General features: G+C 39.1%; 18 protein-coding genes. 10 read left to right on the top strand and 8 right to left on the bottom strand.

Features of this window, described 5'->3' with window-relative positions; translation table 11 throughout:
- Window positions 1-182: 182 nt before the first annotated feature.
- The 5 genes from putA (at window position 183) to F580_RS0107790 (ending at window position 8,290) form a co-directional block, all read left to right on the top strand.
- On the top strand, window positions 183-4,022 hold the full coding sequence (gene putA, locus F580_RS0107810; protein ID WP_019027154.1) for a bifunctional proline dehydrogenase/L-glutamate gamma-semialdehyde dehydrogenase PutA: 3,840 nt from the start codon (window positions 183-185) through the stop codon (window positions 4,020-4,022).
- A 133-nt stretch (window positions 4,023-4,155) separates the two neighbouring features.
- Window positions 4,156-4,632 (top strand): winged helix-turn-helix transcriptional regulator, encoded by a 477-nt coding sequence (locus F580_RS0107805; protein ID WP_026301320.1) that lies wholly within the window; start codon window positions 4,156-4,158, stop codon window positions 4,630-4,632.
- Between the two features lie 128 nt (window positions 4,633-4,760).
- Complete coding sequence (locus F580_RS0107800; RefSeq protein WP_019027152.1) at window positions 4,761-5,603, top strand: HDOD domain-containing protein; 843 nt, start codon at window positions 4,761-4,763, stop codon at window positions 5,601-5,603.
- Between the two features lie 196 nt (window positions 5,604-5,799).
- Window positions 5,800-7,224 (top strand): sodium-dependent transporter, encoded by a 1,425-nt coding sequence (locus F580_RS0107795; RefSeq protein ID WP_019027151.1) that lies wholly within the window; start codon window positions 5,800-5,802, stop codon window positions 7,222-7,224.
- Window positions 7,225-7,378: 154 nt separating this feature from the next.
- Window positions 7,379-8,290, top strand: a complete 912-nt coding sequence (locus F580_RS0107790) for a class I SAM-dependent methyltransferase (RefSeq protein WP_019027150.1) — start codon at window positions 7,379-7,381, stop codon at window positions 8,288-8,290.
- Window positions 8,291-8,333: 43 nt separating this feature from the next.
- Here the strand turns inward: F580_RS0107790 and F580_RS0107785 are convergent, their stop codons facing one another.
- Window positions 8,334-9,197 (bottom strand): DNA ligase, encoded by an 864-nt coding sequence (locus F580_RS0107785; protein ID WP_245560598.1) that lies wholly within the window; start codon window positions 9,195-9,197, stop codon window positions 8,334-8,336.
- 113 nt (window positions 9,198-9,310) lie between these two features.
- Between F580_RS0107785 and F580_RS0107780 the strand changes: the two genes are divergently transcribed.
- Entirely contained in the window at window positions 9,311-9,847 is a 537-nt protein-coding gene (locus F580_RS0107780; RefSeq protein ID WP_019027148.1) for a hypothetical protein, read from the top strand.
- Between the two features lie 29 nt (window positions 9,848-9,876).
- Here F580_RS0107780 and F580_RS0107775 read toward each other — a convergent pair whose 3' ends face one another.
- Entirely contained in the window at window positions 9,877-10,599 is a 723-nt protein-coding gene (locus F580_RS0107775; RefSeq protein ID WP_019027147.1) for a DUF3581 family protein, read from the bottom strand.
- A gap of 110 nt (window positions 10,600-10,709) precedes the next feature.
- A complete protein-coding gene (locus tag F580_RS0107770) occupies window positions 10,710-10,982 on the bottom strand; it encodes a GIY-YIG nuclease family protein (protein WP_026301318.1) in 273 nt (90 codons plus the stop codon).
- A gap of 55 nt (window positions 10,983-11,037) precedes the next feature.
- On the opposite strand from F580_RS0107770, the gene arfB reads away from it, so the two are divergent.
- The 3 genes from arfB (at window position 11,038) to F580_RS0107755 (ending at window position 13,634) form a co-directional block, all read left to right on the top strand.
- A complete protein-coding gene (arfB, locus tag F580_RS0107765) occupies window positions 11,038-11,451 on the top strand; it encodes an alternative ribosome rescue aminoacyl-tRNA hydrolase ArfB (protein ID WP_019027145.1) in 414 nt (137 codons plus the stop codon).
- A 364-nt stretch (window positions 11,452-11,815) separates the two neighbouring features.
- Window positions 11,816-12,667, top strand: a complete 852-nt coding sequence (locus F580_RS0107760; protein WP_019027144.1) for a DUF2797 domain-containing protein — start codon at window positions 11,816-11,818, stop codon at window positions 12,665-12,667.
- Window positions 12,668-12,782: 115 nt separating this feature from the next.
- Window positions 12,783-13,634, top strand: a complete 852-nt coding sequence (locus F580_RS0107755) for an HDOD domain-containing protein (protein ID WP_019027143.1) — start codon at window positions 12,783-12,785, stop codon at window positions 13,632-13,634.
- 107 nt (window positions 13,635-13,741) lie between these two features.
- Here the strand turns inward: F580_RS0107755 and F580_RS0107750 are convergent, their stop codons facing one another.
- The 5 genes from F580_RS0107750 to F580_RS0107730 all read right to left on the bottom strand — a co-directional run bounded on the left by F580_RS0107750 (window position 13,742) and on the right by F580_RS0107730 (window position 20,160).
- Window positions 13,742-15,415: an FAD-binding protein gene (locus F580_RS0107750; protein ID WP_019027142.1), complete on the bottom strand. Its 1,674-nt coding sequence runs from the start codon at window positions 15,413-15,415 to the stop codon at window positions 13,742-13,744.
- Between the two features lie 43 nt (window positions 15,416-15,458).
- Window positions 15,459-16,301: a PEP-CTERM/exosortase system-associated acyltransferase gene (locus tag F580_RS24170; RefSeq protein ID WP_019027141.1), complete on the bottom strand. Its 843-nt coding sequence runs from the start codon at window positions 16,299-16,301 to the stop codon at window positions 15,459-15,461.
- Between the two features lie 90 nt (window positions 16,302-16,391).
- On the bottom strand, window positions 16,392-17,642 hold the full coding sequence (locus F580_RS0107740) for a pyridoxal-dependent decarboxylase, exosortase A system-associated (RefSeq protein WP_026301316.1): 1,251 nt from the start codon (window positions 17,640-17,642) through the stop codon (window positions 16,392-16,394).
- A gap of 16 nt (window positions 17,643-17,658) precedes the next feature.
- A complete protein-coding gene (locus F580_RS0107735; protein ID WP_019027139.1) occupies window positions 17,659-19,281 on the bottom strand; it encodes an acyl-CoA ligase (AMP-forming), exosortase A system-associated in 1,623 nt (540 codons plus the stop codon).
- Between the two features lie 39 nt (window positions 19,282-19,320).
- Window positions 19,321-20,160, bottom strand: a complete 840-nt coding sequence (locus F580_RS0107730; RefSeq protein ID WP_019027138.1) for a patatin-like phospholipase family protein — start codon at window positions 20,158-20,160, stop codon at window positions 19,321-19,323.
- 195 nt (window positions 20,161-20,355) lie between these two features.
- Here F580_RS0107730 and F580_RS0107725 point away from each other — a divergent pair, with 195 nt between their 5' ends.
- The gene (locus F580_RS0107725) at window positions 20,356-21,120 is read left to right on the top strand and encodes a S1 family peptidase (protein ID WP_019027137.1); all 765 of its coding nucleotides are present in this window, start codon (window positions 20,356-20,358) and stop codon (window positions 21,118-21,120) included.
- Window positions 21,121-21,295: the final 175 nt, after the last annotated feature.

The raw sequence follows: 21,295 nt of genomic DNA, 5'->3' as shown, positions 1-21,295 counted from the left end.
TTCAACGATTTCCCCCCATAAAAACCCTTTTAAAGCGAAAAATAAACAGCACATTCTGTGGTTGCTCTCCTAAAATGCACTTATTAAATATCTCTTGTTAGTCACGGTGAAAACTTTTATTAGCAAGAATAATGACTATAACTAAAGCAGGATTTAACCTGCTTGCATTTGAGGAAAACGTTATGCTTTTTACTGGTTCATTAATCACCGATTGTCCCATTAGACAAAAAATTCGTGAATTTTATCGTATTGACGAAAATGTTGCTGTTGACCATATTTTACCCGCAGCTGAAGTAAACGTTAGTGCACGAAGCCGTGCTTGGGAACGTGCCCGTAAAATGGTCTTACAAATTCGTCAAGACCAAGAAGGTAAAGGTGCTATAGATGCCTTGCTAAATGAATATTCACTTTCTTCAGAAGAAGGGGTGGTGTTAATGTGTTTGGCCGAAGCTTTATTACGGGTGCCAGATAAGCATACTCAAGATGAGTTGATTCGCGATAAAATATCTCAAGGACAGTGGAGCTCTCATTTAGGCGCCAGTGACTCAATATTTGTTAATGCTTCCTCATGGGGACTATTACTGACTGGCTCTATGGTTGATTACGCCGATAAACGTAAAAAAGATCAATTTGGTTTATTGAAAAAAATTGTTGGTCGTTTAGGTGAGCCCGTTATTCGTAAATCAATGAACTTTGCCATGAAAATCATGGGCAAACAGTTCGTTATGGGTGAAACCATTAAAGCCGCTACCGTACGCGCAGCCACTAAAGAGCAGCAAGGTTATGTTTATTCATACGATATGCTGGGTGAAGGTGCGCGCACCATGGCTGATGCAGAAAAATACCTGACAGCCTATCAAGATGCCATCACTGCTATTGGTGAAGTTGCTGTCGCTTCAGGCAAGAATGATCCGCGTAAAGTACCGGGTATTTCAATTAAATTATCTGCTATCCATCCACGTTATGAGTTTTCTCATAAAGGTCGAGTAATGGCTGAATTAGTGCCTAAGTTAAAGGCGCTTTGTTTACAAGCTAAGCAGTACAACATAGGTTTAACGGTTGATGCAGAAGAGTCTGAGCGCTTAGAAATTTCGCTTGATGTTATCGAAGCGGTCTTTTCTGACAACGACTTAGGTGACTGGCAAGGTTTTGGCATAGCGTTACAGGCCTATCAAAAACGTGCTATTTTCGTCGTTGACTGGTTACGTGATTTAACGATTCGCACCAACAGAAAAATGATGGTGCGCTTAGTCAAAGGAGCTTATTGGGATACTGAGATTAAAAACACCCAAAAAGATGGTTTAAGTCATTTTCCTGTTTTTACTCGTAAGTCATCTACCGATGTTTCCTATCATGCTTGTGCAAACAAGTTATTAGCATACCGTGATACCATTTACCCGCAATTTGCAACCCATAACGCTTACACCGCAGCCACCATTGTTGAATTAGCTGGCGATGATAAAGCCGGTTTTGAATTCCAATGTTTACATGGCATGGGGGATTCTTTGTATGATCAAATTGTTAAAGAAGACGGTATTCAATGTCGAATTTATGCACCCGTAGGTCATCATGAAGACTTACTGGCTTACTTAGTACGCCGACTTTTAGAAAACGGAGCTAACTCATCATTCGTTAATGCCATAGTTGATGATTCTCAACCGGTCGAGTCATTATTAGAAGATCCCGTTGAAAAAACCCAGCGTTTGAAAGTTAAATATAACAACCAAATCATCATGCCCATTGCTCTGTATCGTGGTGAAGATAAAGCTGAAGGCGACAAAGGTCGTGATAACTCAAAAGGTTTAGATTTAACCGATATCAATGAACTTACGCCATTAAAAACCTCATTAGATACTTGGTTTGTTGAGCACTCTCTTAACAAAGCCGATGTTCCAGTAGGTGCTAATGCAGTAATGAACCCGGCTAATCGCAGTGAAATTATAGGTTTTCATCAACACGCTACTGCTGATGAGATGTTGGTGATGATTGATAAGGCTGAAACGGCTTTTAGCAGCTGGTCAAAAACACCAGTAACTGAGCGCGCTGCATTACTTTGTCGTATCGCTGATATCATAGAACGCCATATGGATGAGCTTATTGCCCTTTGTATTAAAGAAGCAGGTAAGGTTGCCAAAGATGGTATTGATGAAGTACGCGAAGCCGTTGACTTTTGTCGTTACTACGCAGCACGTGCTATTGAATTAAATGATGATGAGCGATTAGAAGCACGTGGCGTGGTGTTATGTATTAGCCCATGGAATTTCCCACTAGCTATCTTCTTAGGGCAAGTTGCCGCAGCAATAGCTACCGGTAATACTGTTTTAGCAAAACCCGCAGAGCAAACTGGTTTAATTGCTTTGCGCACTATTGAATTGATGAAGTCTGTTGGTTTACCAGAAAATGTAGTACAAGCGGTTATTGCGCGCGGTAGTGCGGTCGGAAGTACCATTATTCCAGATAGCCGTATAAAAACGGTAATGTTTACTGGCTCTACGGAAACAGGCACACTCATTTCTCAAACGCTGGCTGAGCGTGGTGGTGATCAAGTGCCCCTCATTGCTGAAACGGGTGGTCAAAACTGTATGATCGTTGACTCGACTGCTCTACCTGAGCAAGTGGTTGATGATGTTATCTCATCGGGTTTCCAAAGTGCTGGTCAACGTTGTTCGGCACTACGGGTACTGTTTTTACAAGAAGATATTGCGGATCAAGTTATCACTATGCTGCAAGGTGCTTTAGCGGAGTTACATATTGGTAACCCTGAGAAATTAAGCACTGATGTTGGCCCGGTAATCGATCAAAAAGCACTTGATGCGCTTAATGCTCATAGCGATTATATGAAATCGCATGGCAAATTATTATATCAATGTCAGTTTTCTGATGAAGTAGTAGATGAAGATGGCCATTTCTTCTTCGCGCCACGCTTATATGAAATTGATGATATTAGTGTCTTAACTAAAGAAGTGTTTGGTCCTTGTGTACATATTGTGCGCTTCAAAGGGGATGAAATTGAAAATGTAGTTGATAAAATTAATGGTACTGGTTTTGGTTTAACTATGGGCATTCATACTCGTATAGAGCAAAGAGCCATTGAACTGGCAAAACGTTCACGTGCCGGAAATATTTATATTAACCGTAATATGATTGGCGCTGTTGTTGGTGTGCAACCCTTTGGTGGCCGTGGTCTTTCGGGTACCGGTCCTAAAGCCGGAGGTCCAAATTACCTAACGCGTTTAGTGAAAGAAAAAGCAACACCGGACGCTAATACCTTAAACTTACCCGCAGATAAAATTGCTACCTTAAAGGGGGATGCCGCACAAAACCATGAAGCAACACGTTTAATGGATAAAGCAAACTGGGCCGAAAAAGAATGGCGCTCAACTGAGCTTAATACCCGTATTTCATGTGTACGTCAGTTACTCGCTAAAATAGCGCATGTGGAAATTGTTGATGATTTAGCCGATGATTTAAATAAAACCTTAACAGCGGCACGTTCACAGCTTATCAATATTGAAAAACGTTTGAAAAAACCGCAAGAGTTACCAGGGCCAACAGGAGAGTCAAATATTATTTACCTAGAAAACCGCGGTAATATTATTTGTTATGCCGATGAAAAGGTGAGTTTCCACTTTTGGGTGCAATCTATTGTTACTGCATTAGCGACCGGCAATACCGTTATCACTGTTGTTTCTGATCTGTTCTACCAAGAAGCCTTAGCGTTTAGAGATAAATTTATTGCTACGGGTGCCGGAAAAGATGTTTTCCAAGTGGCTAAATTATGTCATTTAGAATCGATGTTAGCTCATCCGGCCTTATCAGGTGTAGTGGTTGATAGTCAGTGTGAAAGCAAACATTATGTTAGTGAAAAATTAGCACAACGTTATGGCGCTATTTTACCGGTAATAAGCTCGGAATATTTTGATAACTTGATTCAGCGTTTAGTCACTGAAAAAACCATTAGTATCGATACCACGGCATCGGGTGGTAATACTTCCTTGATGACTTTGGTTGAAGAAGACTAAGCAGTACGGCTAACCGCTAGATAAAGACTAAGCGCGAAATTTTGCTGTAAGGTAGAGTTCGCGCTTTTTTTAACTATTTTTTTTAATGTTTCTATGGCAGTATTGGAAATATACCCGATTAAATAGTGATCATATGCCCACAAACAAAATAAAACCCATTGATCGTATTGATAGAGTCATTTTATCTACTTTACAAGCGGATGGCAGAATTTCCAATGTCGATTTAGCTAAAAAAGTTAACTTGAGTGCCAGTCCTTGTTTAGATCGAGTCAAGCGTTTAGAAACCGAAGGCTATATAGAGCGCTATGGTGCTTTTTTAAATGCTAGAAAACTTAATTATAGTATGACCGCCTTTGTACAAGTGACCTTAAATAGAACAACGTCGGATACTTTTAAGTTGTTTAAAAAAGAAGTGGTGACCATAAAAGAAATTGTTGAATGTCATCTAGTCGCGGGGGGCTATGATTACCTGTTAAAAATACGTTTTGCTAATATAGAAAGTTATCGCTTGGTATTAGAAAAAATTGGCGGTCTACCTGCAATTGCTCAAACCAGTACTTATATGGTCACTGAAAACATTAAGGAAGATACTGGCGTACCATTAGACTAGTGTTTACTTACGGCTATGGTCGACTAGAGCGCTGCAGTTCAAAAGTAAATGCTAGGTTGTCAACCAGATAAGCTTTTGCTATAAATCTAAGTACTGACTTATTAAGGCTGATATTCTAAGGATAAACTATGCGCGCACATGATTATGCATTACAAGCCAATGGCTCCTTTGCTTTGCCAGATGCCTGTTTTAAAGTTAAAGCATTAATGTCTGATGACAGCGCTGAAATATCTGATTTTGCTGATGTCATTAGTATCGATCCCTCCATGACCTCACGCTTGTTGAAAATAGCTAATAGCGCTATTTATAGTTTCCCGGGGGAAATTAGTACTATTTCGCGTGCCATTACCATCATAGGCACGCAAGCCATTTATAATATGATGTTGGTTGATGTTGCCGCTTCAGCCTTTAAGCACTTTGAAAATCAAGCCATTGACTTGAAACGGTTTTGGCGTATGAGTGTTTATTGTGGTTTAGCCGCAAAAAACATTGCCATAAGTGCCGGCGTTCGTGACATAGAGCGACTATTTATTGCCGGTTTATTGCAAAACTTTGGTGAGTTATTAGTCGCTAAAATAAGCCCAGAACTTGCTCAAAGCTGTGAAAAGTATAATAAAACTCAATTACCTTGGCAGCTGCAAGAACTTACTTTAGGTTACACCTACACCGATATTTCGGCCAACTTATTAAAAATTTGGCAAATTCCTGAAAAAATAATTTTACCTATTCGTCACTTTAATGCGGCACCAAGCATTGAAATTAATAAAGATGTTAAAATCTTAAACCTCGCGTCGAGGTTGGCGTTAATTGATAGTCACCGTGAAGAGTTTTCTATGGATGATGTCATTGACGCGTCCCTTTGTCCGTCTTTGGGCATGTCTTGTGAGGATCTTAAGCAAGCGGCTGATTTTGCTGATAAAGAAGCGACCAATATTTTATTAATGATGAATCCAAAACTGTTTTCCAAGTAAAACGCTATGCCACCAAAGTGACTTTACTTAACCTCAAGCTTTATTGACGGCAGGTGAAAGTAAAACTCAGTTGCAATGGTGTACGAAAGTAACACTAAGAATCTAAATAAAGCATAGTGTTAGCAAGAAAAGCTTGTTAGCATCGAAAGATTAATTTTAGCAAAACTCTCCATAATAATTATAAAAAAGGATAAGTATGACAGCTACAAGAGAGCACTTTAGCTCACGCATGGGCTTTATTTTAGCCGCTGCAGGTTCAGCGGTAGGTATTGGTAATTTAGTCGGTTTTCCCGTTAATGCCGCAAAAAATGGCGGTGGCGCATTTTTATTAATGTATGCCGTGTTTGTTTTTCTTATTTGTTTACCGGTAATGATTGCTGAAATGGCTGTCGGTCGCAATACGGCTAAAGAGCCTGTAGGTGCCTTTAAAACTTTAAGCCAAGGTAATAAATTTTGGGGAGCTGCTGGCTTTTTAGCTGTATTGACGCCCTTTATGATCGCCGTTTTTTATATGGTGATCACCGTGTGGATATTTGGTTATATCGCCTTAACGGTAACCGGACATTTAGATTATTTGGCGAGTAACGCGGGTTTTGGCGAATTCATCAATAGCCCTTACTTGTACCTTGCGTTGGTTGCGGTAGCGGGCATTGTTAGCTTTATACTGGCGGCAGGGGTTAAAGACGGTATTGAAAGGGCCGCTAAAACCTTAATGCCCGCTTTGCTAATAATGCTTATTATTATGGTGGTATTTGTCTTAACGCTTGATAATGCGATGGCAGGGGTAAGATTTTTCTTAGTGCCTGATTTTGATAAACTCAATGCCAGTGTCATTAACGGCGCGTTATCACAAGCCTTCTTCTCCTTATCTTTAGGTATGGGGATTTTATTGACTTACGGTTCGTATATTAATAAACAAACTAATATCCCTAACTCGGCCAAATTAGTCGCAATAACAGATACGGGTGTGGCCTTTATTGCTGGTTTGATGATTTTACCTGCAGTATTTTCATTTAACCCCGAAATCAATCCAAGTGAGTTAAATGACAGTTCAGTCAATTTGATTTTTACTTTTTTACCGAAAATATTTTTAGCAATGCAAACCTCACTAGGTTATGTTGGCGCCAGTGCCGTGGCAGCATTCTTTTTCTTATTGGTGTTTTTTGCTGCGATTACCTCTTTAGTTTCTATCATTGAAGTACCTGTTTCATATTTAGTTACAGAGAAAAAGCAAACCCGTAAAAAGGCGCTAGGTTATTTAACGGTTACTGCAGGTTTATTAACTCTATTTGCCATGGCGTCATTTGGTATGGTGTCATTCTTTACTGAATTTACCTCCTATGCTGGCGGCACTAAATCATTTTTCGACGTTGTCTATGATGTGTTTTATGACACTATTTTACCGCTGAATGGCTTTTTACTCTGTGTGTTTGTAAGCTACCGTTGGAAGAAAAAGCAATTATCAGAAGAACTAAGTATTGGTAATGAAAACTATAAAGGCTCATGGGTAGAGAAGTATATTAATTTCTCATTGGGCACTTTTATTCCGGCGATAGTTTTACTTATTTTTATTAATACCGTAGCCACTAAGTTTTTTGCAGTAAGCCTGTTTGGTTTATAGTTAAAATGATCAGCTGAGGTAAACTTAGCTAACGACTATAAACGTCCAACAATAACTTAATAGCACAATTATTAATGTTATTATTGGGCGTTTTTTATTATTTATTATTTATTAATTATTCGACCCTCAGCCAAGATAGAAGCTATTACCCGCCATGATTGAACATATTAGCAGTACTGATTTCACTGATGCCCAACGACTATTTCATGGTCGAGGCCATGCTTACCCCAATTTAAACCACGTGAATGTTGATTGGTTATCACCGGTCATTCTTATCACCTTATACCAAGCGGTAGATAGCGATTGGTTAATTGAACAAGCGACTGCCTTAAAAGTATTAGTGAGTGATTGCCGCTCTGTGCAAGTACAGCACCGCTATGAGAAATTCTCTCCTACAACCGTATTACTTGGCGAAACAATATCGAACACAGTGGTCAGTGAGCAGGGACTTAATTACTATATCGAATTTGGCAAAGCGCAAAATAGTGGTTTATTTTTGGATATGGCTAATGGCAGGGCGTGGTTAAAACAGCATGCAGCAGGAAAAAATGTGCTAAACCTCTTTGCTTATACCTGCGCCTTTTCTTTAAGTGCTATTGCTGGTGGAGCTAGCAAAGCGGTTAATATCGATTTAAGTAAAGCCTCATTAAGTAAAGGGCGAGAAAATCATCAGCTGAATCAATTAGCAAAGAAACAGGGCAAAAAAATTATTTTTGAAGGTGTCGATATTTTCAAATCTAATAGTCGTATTAAAAAATATGGCCCCTATGATATATTGGTTTGCGATCCGCCATCATTTCAAAAAGGTAGTGTCAATATTGAACGTGATTACGCGAAAATAATTCGTCGAATTCCGCAGTGGATGAATGCAGGGGCGACCTTGATGTTATGTTTAAACTCCCCTGATTTAGATGAAGACTTTTTAAAAGCTGAGGTGGCACGTGAATGCCCTGATTGTTTATTTGAACAGCGACTTGAAAACCCCAGTGTCTTTAAAGAAGCGCATCATGGTAAGGGTCTTAAAGTATTGATTTTCAGTTATCAACCCACACTTATAGCCGATTAGTCTTCAGCTAATATCGTTATTTTTAAGTTACAGCTCAATCGATTTACTGGCTAGCCTTTACTCGCCAAAAACGGGCGAAGCGAGGGATACCTGCTTGTGTTAGTCCATTGTATTTAAAGGTGATGATGGTGCCAATGTCCGGTGGGTTGGCACGCTGATAATCACTAAAACCTGAGCCAATTTTAAAGGTAATACCTTTTGCTGTAGCCACTTCAAGTGCGCCTAGTTTGCCTCGATACTTACCCTTCCCCTCTGTATGACCAATGACAGTCGCTTCAGCGTCTTGGTGTCTCTTTAGCTTCATTAACCCCGAGTTTCGCCCTACTTTATAATGAGCACTGGCAAGGTGTAGCATAAGGCCTTCTCCATAAGCCTTGATGATGAGATTCATCTTATCATCAAGCGCTTTGTTATCTTTAAGCTGGACTTGGTCAATCATGGCAAAATAAGAGGACGGTACCCGCGATAATAAGCTGCGCATTTTAGTCACTCTTTGGGCAAAGTTACCTTGCTCGCTCGGCAGATCAAACATCATGAAGCGTAGGTTTTTCCAACAACTTAAGGGGAGATTTTCTTCAGGTATGTCTTTACTGGTACAAGAGAGTACCGATTGAAATTTACCTCGACCAATCCATAACTCGCCATCAATTGGTAATGGTGGCCAGTGATGGGTGAACCAGGTAGGACTATGAATCACATTGCCTTGTCGAGTTAGTAGCTGCTTACCATCCCAATAACCTCTTATACCATCAAGTTTTTCAGAAACGTAATACTGACTAATATTGGTTACTTCTTGATAGTTAACGCCGTGCTGAATAGCCGGTTTGGTCTTTTGTTCAACGGCCATAGACCACTGCGCAGTTAATGCTAAGGTGAGTAGAATCCAGATAAAATAGTGCTTCATCATTACCTCCATGTAAATCATTTTTTTAGCGTATGTTTTTTGATAACAATGCTAAAAAGTAAAGTCTAGTCTATATTTGAAAAAAGGATGTTTAATTTAGAGCAAGGACTGCTGTTATGAAGAGAGTTATTAATTCCACCATGCTTTACTTAATGGTATTGCTGTTTATTCTGCCATTGAGCCCCGCGACTGAGGCTAAAAAACGTTGCAAGCCACTCCTGAAAAAGTTACATAATATTCAAGCTTTACAACGTAATGGTTACTCATTAAAACGCGGTCAGAGCCTTAGGCGCAAGGAAGATAAAGCGAGAAAGTTGTGGTGGCAATGTGAGCATAGCGCTGTGGTTAAGGTTAAGAAAAAAAAGCGTAGGAAAAAAAGCAATAAACAGAAAAGTAGCTTGGTAAAAAATACTAGCCATAAGGCTACCAAGAAAAATCCGAGCCTTTATCGACCAAAAAAACTGGTTAGTTTCAATCAAAGCAGCGCTATTGTAATTAAATCAAAATACCAAGGGGTAAAGAGACAGGCTTGGTTACTGTTTTATCAGCAACCAAGTAAGTGTCAACGGCCCAAAAACCTGAGCGAGTTTGCTTATTGTCATGAAAAGAAGCGACAGCAACAAAGTGTCTTTGAGCAGGGATATCGTCGCTAAGTAACCTTATGCCCTAGCATAGTAAGTAGCTAAGCTAGGTAACTGGCTTTACTTTCACGGTATTGGCTCACCATAGCATCGATAGTTTCTTGCTCATAGGGACGAAGACCACTTAACAGCATATGTTTCTTACCATGACCAATAACCTTATCGTTTGATAATAAATCAAACTCAAGCCAGGCATCACCACGTTTTCCATTAATGGATAAGCTAGTTTTTGCTAGCTTTAAGGTTATTGAATCAGCGACTAAGGTATGTAAATCGATAGACATTGATTGGTACATTACCATAGGGCGTGAAGGATTGATCATGACATTATTTTCAGACATTAATTTAACCAAAATATCGGGGAAAGTCTGGCCAGAAAAATCTACATAGGCTTTCGTTAACGCATTAATTAGAATGGGGTTGTGAGTCGATTTACCACTGACACTAACGGTTAAACAGGTTTTATCTTTATCATCTTTAATATCGTAATGATTATCAATTTCCTGAGGGAAAGTGAGGTTAACATTGTCGCTAACCATGCCAGAAAAATTGAAGGTCATTTGCTGATGAAGCCCAGATTTGGCGATAATAATTGAAAAAAGTAAATCACCGGGTACACAGAAACGTCTTGCATCAATATTGTGTAAGGGATTAAAATCATCAGCTACTTGCTTGGCAAAATCACTGCCTTGTTGGCGCGTAAAGCTGATTTTATCAGCGCTAAGAGAGCAATAATTTTCAATAAACATTTCTTTTATAGACATGGCTACAACTTAATTTTTAATAATATTTTTATGACCGCTGCATTCTAACAGTACTTTTGCCCTAAATCGAAAAAAAAGTGCATATCGCTAACTGAGCAGACCTGTTAATTTTACAGATAATTGCTGACTAGCAGTTCTTTCTTAACTTTGGCGAGATGGCGTATTTTATACTCTCTTTTACACGCTAAACTTTTATTATCAGCTTCCTCAATATACGCCAGGCTTACAGGTCGTCTTGCACGGGTATATTTTGCGCCAAGTTTACTGTTATTATGTTCATCAATACGGCGGTGTATATCGGTGGTAACACCAGCATATAAGCTATTATCGCTACAACGTAGTAAATAAACCCACCAAGTTGTGGTCTTGTTATGTTCTATCATTTTGAATAACTGGTTCATCATAAATAATGTCAGAGTGTATAAAGGGTAATTAAAAGTGCTTGAAATATCAAACAATGTAATTTTGGCTGGTTGGGAAATAGAGTTGAGTGCTATCCGTGCTACAGGTAATGGCGGCCAACGTGTTAATAAAGTGGCCACAGCTATCCACTTGCGGTTTGATATCAAACGTTCATCTCTACCAGTCATTTATAAAGAACGCTTACTTGCTTCTAAAGATAGCCGTGTCACTAAAGATGGGGTGGTTATTATTAAAGCACAAAGTTTTCGTACGCAAGAAATGAATAAAGACGATGCCCTATCTCGACTAAAGGACTTCATTCATTCAGTGATGGTGGTGCAAAAAAATAGACGAGCGACAAAACCGACCAGGGGCTCAGTACAAAGGCGTCTGACAGGAAAGTCAAACCGAAAAGAGGTTAAACAAACACGAAAAAAAGTTCAATTTTAGCTAGGTGTTCGGCCTTTAATATCACTGAAAAGGGTAGCTGAACATTTAGACAAACTAAAAAAGTTAAGGTACTTTAACGCTACCCTCAAATTTAATATTTAACCTGAACTCTGGATGATGAGTGTTTGATGTTTAAGTAAAAACAACAATTTACGGTTGTTAAGAACAAAGTTTACAAGTTTAAGTAGCGATATACTCTATCGATGTTTCAATTTATTCGATTATCAAGGCAAAACGTTTATGAATAACGGGTTATTTATCGACGTTTTAACGCTGAGAATCGGATAAAGGGGAATATTGAGCAAATGCTGCTTATCCAGAGTTCAGGTTATTTAGTCAAACAGAAATAAAATAGAGAGCAATTATGCCAATTAGTGAAGTCGGTGCGATAGAGAAACTTACCGCACAACTTGATAGTAATAATGTCGTCCAGTATCAATTACCTTTAGCTAGCCTTAGCGCAGATGGCACTAAGCAGAGTATTGAGCTGAACCCTTTAATAGGTAAGCATATCAGTTTACATTTTACCGGTACTATTGCTTGTAAGCATTGTGGTAAACGTACCAAAAAAAGCTACTCTCAAGGGTATTGTTACCCATGCATGAGTAAGCTCGCTCAATGCGATATGTGTATAATGAAACCAGAAACTTGTCACTTTCATCTAGGCACTTGTCGTGAGCCTGAATGGGGAGAAAGTCACTGTATGGTTGACCATTATGTTTACCTAGCCAATAGTTCAGGCTTGAAAGTTGGCATAACTCGTCATACTCAATTACCAACGCGTTGGATTGACCAAGGTGCTTGCCAAGCGCTCCCTATCTTTAAGGTAAGTACTCGCTTACAGTCTGGGCTTGTTGAAATAGCACTGGCGGAATTTATTAGCGATAAAACAAATTGGCGTGCCATGCTAAAAGGTGAACCAGAGCCTTTAGACTTAAAAGCTAAAGCAGAAGAGTTAATCCCAGAGATTAGTTTACGCTTATCGCAACTGAGGCTTAAATTTGGCAGTGACGCAATAAAAGAATTGAATGCAGAAGTACAAGAGATCCATTACCCGGTCAATGAGTACTTAAGTAAGATTAGTTCGTTTAATTTTGATAAGACAGCAACGGTTTCAGGACTGCTTTTAGGGATTAAAGGCCAATATTTAATCTTTGATAAAGGTGTTATTAACATGCGAAAATTTAGTTCATATCAAATAAGTATTGACTATTAATAGTTTGAACTTGAGAATAACTCATTATAGTTAGCTATAATTAGCTAACGGGTAAGTAAGATTACTTAACCACTTAATAGTCAACTTTATAGACTGCTGTAATTAAGGGACCAAGATGACCGCAGATGAATATGTAGAGCAAGCGGGTAAGATTTTTGTTTTATCTGATTCTTTTATAAGGATCAGAGAATTAATTGATGATGAAGCATCAACTATAGATGATATTTCAGAAGTTATTTTACTTGATCCTGCGCTTGCTGGTAGCGTATTAAAGTTGGCTAATAGCCCCTTTTTTAATTACTCAGGTAAAATCGATACCATCTCTAAAGCGGTATTAGTTTTAGGTATTACTGAGGTCTATAACCTTGTGATTGCTTATTTCACCACTGAAGCATTTAAAGGCATTGATGCCAACCAAGATTACCTTGATGATTTTTGGGTAAAAAGTATTGATTGTGCCTTACTGATGAAATTTTTAGGCACCAGCTTAGGTATTGTTCATGCAGAGCGACTGTTTATTTTAGGCTTACTGCATAACTTAGGTGAGTTAGTGGTACATCAAATTACGGCTGACAAGCAGCATGCTTGTGAAAGTCAGGATATCAACCTACTACCTTGGGTGAAACAACAAGATATTTTAGGTTTTACTTTTGGTGAGTGTTCTGCTGAATTACTAAAACAATGGCAGTTACCTTATAGTATTTTTGCTCCTATTCGAGATCAAGATATTGACGACTTAAGTCAGTACAACACCGAAACACAGTTGTTATATGTAGCTAAGCGAGTGATGAGTAATAGCCAAGTATTTAAAGGACAAAACCTAGATTACAGTGAGTTATTAACCGGTTCGCAGCTAAAACAACTGGGTATTGATATGGATATGTTAGCTAATGCTGTTGATTATTGTGATTTAGAACGTTTAGGCTTATTGTGTATTTTGAATCCTAACACTTCGATGCTTTATTAGCCTGTAGATGTAGATGAAGTGAATTTCTTGACACAAACTATTGTATTAAGCCCGCTAAGCGTCATCTTAGCGGGCTTTTTTTATCCGGTTAATCAGTCCAATTGGTATTACCTCGGGTTATATCGTCCTTGGCTTAAAATATTATAGGGGTCTAAGCTCATTTTTAGTTGGTTAACTGTTCGCCAAAAATCACTATCTTTGTTAAGCAACCATTGTTGCTGATCGATATTAAGTCGATAAGGGACAAAGCCTTTTTTAAGGCCTTCTTCAACTAATGCTTTTAAACAATTATGCGCATCATTAACTGCTTTAGGGTTACTCAAGTCAAAGACTATTGGGATAGTGCTATCAACACAGTCATGTTTTAAGTTGGTGAAAGTGATGAAAGGTTCAATGTTAAATCTTGGACAAGTTTCTCTAATAAACTCGACGAACTCCCGCATTTTTTTTGCTTTCATTATTATTAATGGCGCATACCAAAGTAATCCACAACCATCTTTCCCAGGAGATAAGGTGTTTTTATCGAAACTCTCGGCATCTTTATGACGCCAATAAGCGAGTTTTAAGGCGACCTTATTGGGTTTACCAAGCATAATCTCCTTGCCTTTATTAAAGGAATCGAGTTGTTCTGCTATTTTACTTAAGGTGGGAATCCTATTAATCAACGGGGTTGGCAGGTGTTTGATTAATTTATTTGCGATAAAAATTGCCGGGCTATTTGAGTAAACTCGCTTACAAGGCAGTTGTTTGAAAATGTCATTTATTTCTTTTTTTACCGCTTTAACGACTCGGCGACTACCGTAGATACTACCAACGACAGTCCAACAAGGGGCTTTTAAATCTTTAGCTAAAACATTAATGTCTTTATTTAACATTACTTTATGGGCATCGTAACCATTGGGGTTTTTAGCAAACATCGATAACAAGCGGCGTTGATCCATTAAGTTAATGGATCCGACAATACCCTCGTAATCTTGTAAAACCTGTCGAATTAAAGGCACTACTTTTTCAAGTAAGCCATCATCATCCATCTGGATAAAAAAAGAGGTAAAATCAGGCTTTACTTTAGCTAAGCGAATGGTCATTTGGCTGACAATACCAAGGTTTGATTGAGTGAATAGCCCTTCTAAATATGGGCCTAGCCCCCACTTAAAGGTTTTGTCGACGAACTTTTCTTCGCTAGCATCTAGCTCATTGACAGCAGATTGATAAGGGGTGCCATTTCCCCAAAAACCTTGAATGCTAGTCACTGCGCTAAAATGATCGGTATAAGGGGTTATACCATAACCACGTTCTAATGCATTGGATAGGATGGAACAACTAGGGCCTGCGCCCGTCACGGGCACCATGTAGTGATGATTATGTGCAATTAAATAGTCGCTCAATTGCTGCTGGGTAACGCCTGGTTCAATAGTCACTAAGCCCAATTCACTATCAAAATGACTTATGTTAGTTAAGTTACCTAAATCTAAAAGGATTATAGTTTTGCTTAAACCTGCAGGCTGACTTGTGCCATAGCCCCAATTATTACCGGTACTAATGGGGTACAACGAAAAAGCGAGTTCTTCATCTGTTGCACATTGGTTAGCTAAATCGAGCAGTACCTTAATTTCACTTACCTGGCTTAACGTAATAATAGCCAGTAGACTTCTTTGCTTATCGGAAAAGTTATCTAATCCCTCGGTGCCTTGTATGGAATGAGCAAGTAGTGAGGGGTCAATTGACAGGCTTGAGTTTGAACAAAGGCTATCTTCAATAAGTGAGGCAAGTTTCGGTAACATGGGATTGCGCTTAGCGGTTAGCCGCTGTTAAGTTGTATTTTTTTTACTTATTGCTCTTTAGTGAAGCTAGGTCTGCTTGTGCTAATTGCAAGCAAATGTCTTTCTCAATGGTTTTATAAAGACTCTTAAAGCCAGGAGAAAGGTTATTCATAAAAATTGCAGGGTTAATATAGTAAGGGGCACGCAAACCATGGTAGTCAACGGGTTTGCCAAGTTGTTGAAAGTTAATGCCAATAAAATTCATACTACGAGCAAGTCTTGGTTCCATCATCACGTAAACATGACGAATTCCTGTATTCATGCCCATCGTTGCTGCAGCCATATATAGCCCAATAGCAATAAATGGGAAGCAGCGTAATTCAGTTTCTGAATAGTTAACTTCACTGATTACACCCGTGCTAGAGCCTTTAAAGTGATCGGCTTTACGACGACGAAAATCAGACTTTACCGCGAGGCGAGATATTTCGGCAATTTCCTTACGATTAAAGCGTTTAGGGCTTAGATCTTCATTAGTAATGGAGTCCATACAATACTTTTCTATCGGCAATAATTCATCAGGACCGTTTGAGGTAACTAAGCGCACGCAGCTAGTGAATGTTTCGGTCGGTTTATGCTTAATTAAAGAAAATAGCGATTGTTGGTCAAATTCATCAGTCTCTAGGCCGTCTTCTCTGACATCTTCGAAAGCGAGCTCTTCACAATAAACATTATGACGAATCCGGAATACTTCATCTTTTAATTTTTGATCTACCGCAACATAGGGTTGGAGAAATGCAGTGAAATGTTCGGAAATACTATGTGCTTCTCTGCTCGCCTTAGCAGAGACGATCCTTTTGGTGATATTGCCAATAATAGGTGTATTTAATAATCGCTTATTCCAGTTCATTATTAATCCATGATGTGAGTGTCAATTACCCAGTTAATACCAGTATAGTCACTATCCCTGCTTATTTTAAAATTAATACCAATATCAGAACTATAGTAATATTTCGCTTAACTGAGGCTGGCTAAGGAAGTCCTTAGGACTTGCTGACGCGCCATACGCACCAGACTGAAATATTACGACATAATCATCTAAGTCAGCTTTAGGGAGTCTAATTTTGTCAGCTAAGATATCGAGAGGTGTACATAGTGGCCCGACAATATTAACTTGCTCTGTTTCACTAGCGTTGAGTTTATTGCCAATCGTTAAGGGGTAGTTTTTTCTAATAACTTGGCCAAAATTACCTGAATTAGCAAGGTGATGATGTAAACCGCCATCACACACTAAGTAGTTAGTCCCCCTAGACACTTTTTTATCTATTATCTTACAGACGTAAATTCCGGCTTCAGCCACTAAATAACGCCCGAGTTCAATGATGATTTCTACACCATCAACTAAGGTTTTATATTGTTTTAAAAGTGCTTGTAAATTATCAGCGATTGTTGAAATAGTTAATGGCTGCTCATGAGTAAAGTAAGGCACGCCAAAGCCGCCACCGATATTTAAATACTCTATTTTGACCTTAGTCACTTGTGTTGCCAAGGTGACTAAATGCTCAGCCAAAGCAAACGTTTGCTGCTGTGCACAGGTGATAGCATCAGCATTGAGGTTTTGTGAGCCAGTGAATATATGGAAACCCCGCAAGTTAACTTGCGCTAAAGGAAGGGTTTTTAGTATTTTGGGGACTTGCTCCTCATCGATACCAAAAGGTTTCGCGCCGCCAGACATTTTCATACCAGAAGACTTTAGTTCAAATTGAGGATTAACTCTAATGGCAATGTTTGCTTTAACCTTTAGCTGCTTGGCTACACGTTCAATCTTAGATATTTCACCTGCGGATTCAACATGTAAAGTGACTCCCGCAACAATTGCTGCACCGATATCTTCAGTCGTTTTCCCTGGCCCGGTAAAGCTAATTTTATTGACCGGCATACCGGTTTGCATGGCTAAGAGCATTTCTTTTTTTGAAGCAACATCAAAGCCTGATACTTGGTTTGCCATTAATTGCACTAGGCTGGGATAAGGGTTTGCTTTAACGGCATAATGTATCGCTATCTGCTTTGGTAGCGCTTTTGTTAATTGTGCAACTCGGTTAATGATAAGTTGACGATCATAAGCGTAATATGGAGTACTACCAACGAGCTTTTCAATCTGGCTTATGGGCATACCTCCCACCTTAATTTCGTGACAATTAACACCGAAATCTTTGAGTGATGTCGGCAGTATGCTCGGCGCTTGATTCATAGGGTTACCCGTATCGTTAATTGTTATTAATTATCTGAGGTCGATTGTTTTCGCTATATCGTCTTTTTAATTGTGTCGAGTCTATTTTGCCATTGGCATTAATAGGTAGCTCAGTTAAGAAAATTATTTCTTTTGGCACCATGTAGTTAGGCACGTTGAGTTGGCAGTGTTTGAAGACCTCTGCCGTTGAAAGCGGGTGATTATCACTTGCTCTGACAATGAATGCGGTAATCGATTGGCCCAGCTTTACCGAGGGGTAGGGGATAACCGCCGCTTCCTCTATTTGTGGTAGTTGTAAGAGAACTGATTCTAATTCTGTTGGACTAACACGGTAGCCAGATGTTTTTATCATGGCATCTTTTCTTGAGACAAAAAAGAGGAAGCCGTCAGCATCACGTTTAACATAATCACCTGAAAAGACGGCTAGGGCAATATTTTGAGTGTTTTGAGCTTGGGCTGGCGTTTCTTTAAATCGTGCTGCAGTTGCTGGTTCATTTTTCCAGTAGCCTAAAGTGACCAATGGGCCAATATGAACTAATTCACCTACTTCATCATTGTCACATTCACTACCATCTTCACGTAATACCAAAATTTCAGCATGGGGGATTGCTTTACCGATCGAATTTGGTTTGTTGTCTATTTCATCGGGTGATAAAAAACTAGAGCGAAAAGCTTCAGTTAAGCCATACATAAGGTAAGGTTTTGCTTGTGGCATCGTTTTTCTTAATATCGCTAAAGTTGCCAAAGGTAGCTCACCACCAGAATTGGTGAAATATCGCACCGAGCAAGCGGAGTTCCTCGGCCAGGTTGCTTTGGTCAATTGCTGCCAAAGTGTTGGTACAGCGGCTAAGCCAGTTATCTGGTATTTGGATATCGCTTTGACAACATCATTGGCTAAGAGGTAATCAAGTAATACGCAGGTAGCACCGACAAAAAAGCAACTGGTTAATTGATTTAAACCATAGTCAAAACTTAGCGGCAATAGCGCCAGAATATTATCATGCTCCGTAAGCTGTAAATACTCACTAACGGACAGTGCCCCTAAAATAATATTTTGGTGGCTAAGCATAATACCTTTTGGCTGTCCGGTACTACCTGAGGTATATAAAATCCCGGCTAAACTACTTGGATTACTTGAACTTTGACTATATTTTAATGTATGGGGACTATGGCTAATAAACGCTTGCCAACTCAAAATAGTTACCCCTGGAGTACTCGGAGATTGTGCTAATTCATGCTCATTAGCATCAATAACTATAATGGTAAACAATGTGGTAAATTGCTCGATTAAAGGGGCTAGTGCTTTGAACCGTGCATGATTGGTGATGAGTAATTTTATTTGGCAATTATTGGCTATGTACTGTACTTGGCGAGTTTTTAATACTGGGTTTATGGGTACAAAGACAGCACCTACTATGGAGCAAGCGAACAGGCTTTGCACATTTTCAGGGTTTTTAGCTAAGTAAATACCAACCCTATCACCTTGGGTAATTCCTTGGGATAAAAATCCTTGCGCTACCACATTAATCAGATTGTTAAGTTGTGAATAACTGATTTGGCTACTTTGTATTTGCAGGGCTATTTTGTCAGCAGACCTTTGGGCACTATGGCTAATGAGCTCATGAACAAAGGAGATCATTTATCATCCTTTTATTTTATGAATAATCTTATCAACCATTTAATGAGCTATCTCATGAGTGGTCATATTAACTTTCATCGGAATAACTTCCATTGCTGTTTTAAAGCCTATTTTATAAAGCTGGTGCTTTTGCTCTTTGGTCATCTTAAAGTCAATTGCTGAGTACTCGCCAATATTAATTACTATGGTGTTGTGCCAAAAATTTTCGTTAATATATTCACGAGAAATAGTGGTCATAAAAGTACGAATAAGCAAGGTTACATAGTTAAATATAGGGAATAAACCATTAACATCTAGTTGATCATATTCATGTTCACCGCGTAAACGAAAACAGAGTACGGGTGTACCTTTATGATCCCAATCTCTATGCAATGCATCTTCAGATAAAATACTGCCATCGACCATAATTCGTTTACCAAAGGACTTAAAGCTAAAAACCAAGGGGATAGACATGGAAAACCGTACGGCGAGTGATACTTTCATATCAGGGGTTAATTCAGCATCGAAGATGACAGGTTTGCCATTAGTGACATCGGTAGCGACAATATGTAGGTTTTTATCTAACTGAGCGAAAGTTTTACCTTGTAAATGATTGTCCACCCAACGCTCAAAGGCATCACCCGAACTTAATCCTCCCTGCCGAATGAGCTTGAACAGTGAGAAACCACGAAAATCATTGTAATTAGTTTTTAAAGCAATGGTTTTAATTTCACTTAAGGTTAATCCCGCGGCATAGAAACTGGCAATAATACTTCCACCTGATACCCCGACTAAATGGTCAAACTTAATTTCGAGTAATTCAAGTGCTTTTAACACACCTAAGTGAGCCGGTAGTCTAGTACCACCACCGGCAAATATAGGTACAATAGTGTTATTCATTTAACCCCCTTAACGGGAAAATATAGCTCGTCTATGATGATATTGTTTATAAACGTTAGCCCTAATTATGAACAATGTTAGCGATTTTGCGAAAATATTATTCAACCGCTCTAAGTCAGGGTTTTATATGTCGCATTTTTTAAGCTAATCTTTATCAGCAATAGCCAATGCCGCTAAAATTATTTAGGGAAAATTATGGGCCGATATATATACATTTCTTGCTTTGTTTTTGTCTTTTCTATTGGTAACGCTCAGGCTAATTTTGTCGAGGTGGTTGCCAAGGTTAAGTTGTCAGTTGTCGGGATTGGCGTACATACACCGACAAGCAGGCCTCAAAACATCTTACGGGGAACAGGCTTTGTCATTGGTGATGGTCGCTATATAGTCACTAACAATCATGTCTTGCCGACGCTATTAGATGAAAGCCTTTTACAAAAAATGGCAGTATTTATTGGCTCAGGCAGAAATGCAAAAGTAAGGGAAGCGGAAATTATCGCCACTTCGAGTTTATACGACTTAGCGATTTTAAAAATATCGGCGCCTGCGTTACCGGCAATGACATTAGCAGATAATGATTTTTATGCCGACGGCAGTAGTATTGCTTTTACCGGTTTTCCTATTGGTGGCGTTTTAGGCTTATATCCAGTCACTCATCAAGGCATTATTGCCAGTGTTACCCCTACGGTTATCCCTGCCGTGTCAGCCGAGCAAATTAATTTAAAAATGCTCAAACGTATGCGTAATCCTTATTTAGTCTACCAGCTAGATGCTACCGCTTATCCAGGTAATAGTGGCAGTGCTATGTATGATGTGAAAACAGGAAAGGTGGTGGGTATTATCAATAAAGTTTTCGTACAAGCGACGAAAGAGGCTGTTATTAGCAACCCAAGTGGCATTACCTATGCGATTCCGGTGAAATACTTACATCAAGTGCTGCGAGAAAATAACATTAAGTTATAATTATTTCTTCTGATGCTAGGGTCTGTTGATCTTTCGAGATTACTTTTACAGCAACATGTTTGATATTTAGGCAAGGCAGAGCATGTGAAGTGTAGCTGGCTACATGAACATGCGATAACGTCGTATAAATTTCAAACAAGTGCTGCCCTTTGGGTTCATTTAAAACGAACTTACT

The sequence above is a fragment of the Colwellia piezophila ATCC BAA-637 genome (assembly GCF_000378625.1).
GTDB classification, from domain to species: domain Bacteria; phylum Pseudomonadota; class Gammaproteobacteria; order Enterobacterales; family Alteromonadaceae; genus Colwellia; species Colwellia piezophila.
Note: the sequence above shows the minus strand (reverse complement) of the source record. Positions and strands in the feature narration are given on the sequence as shown.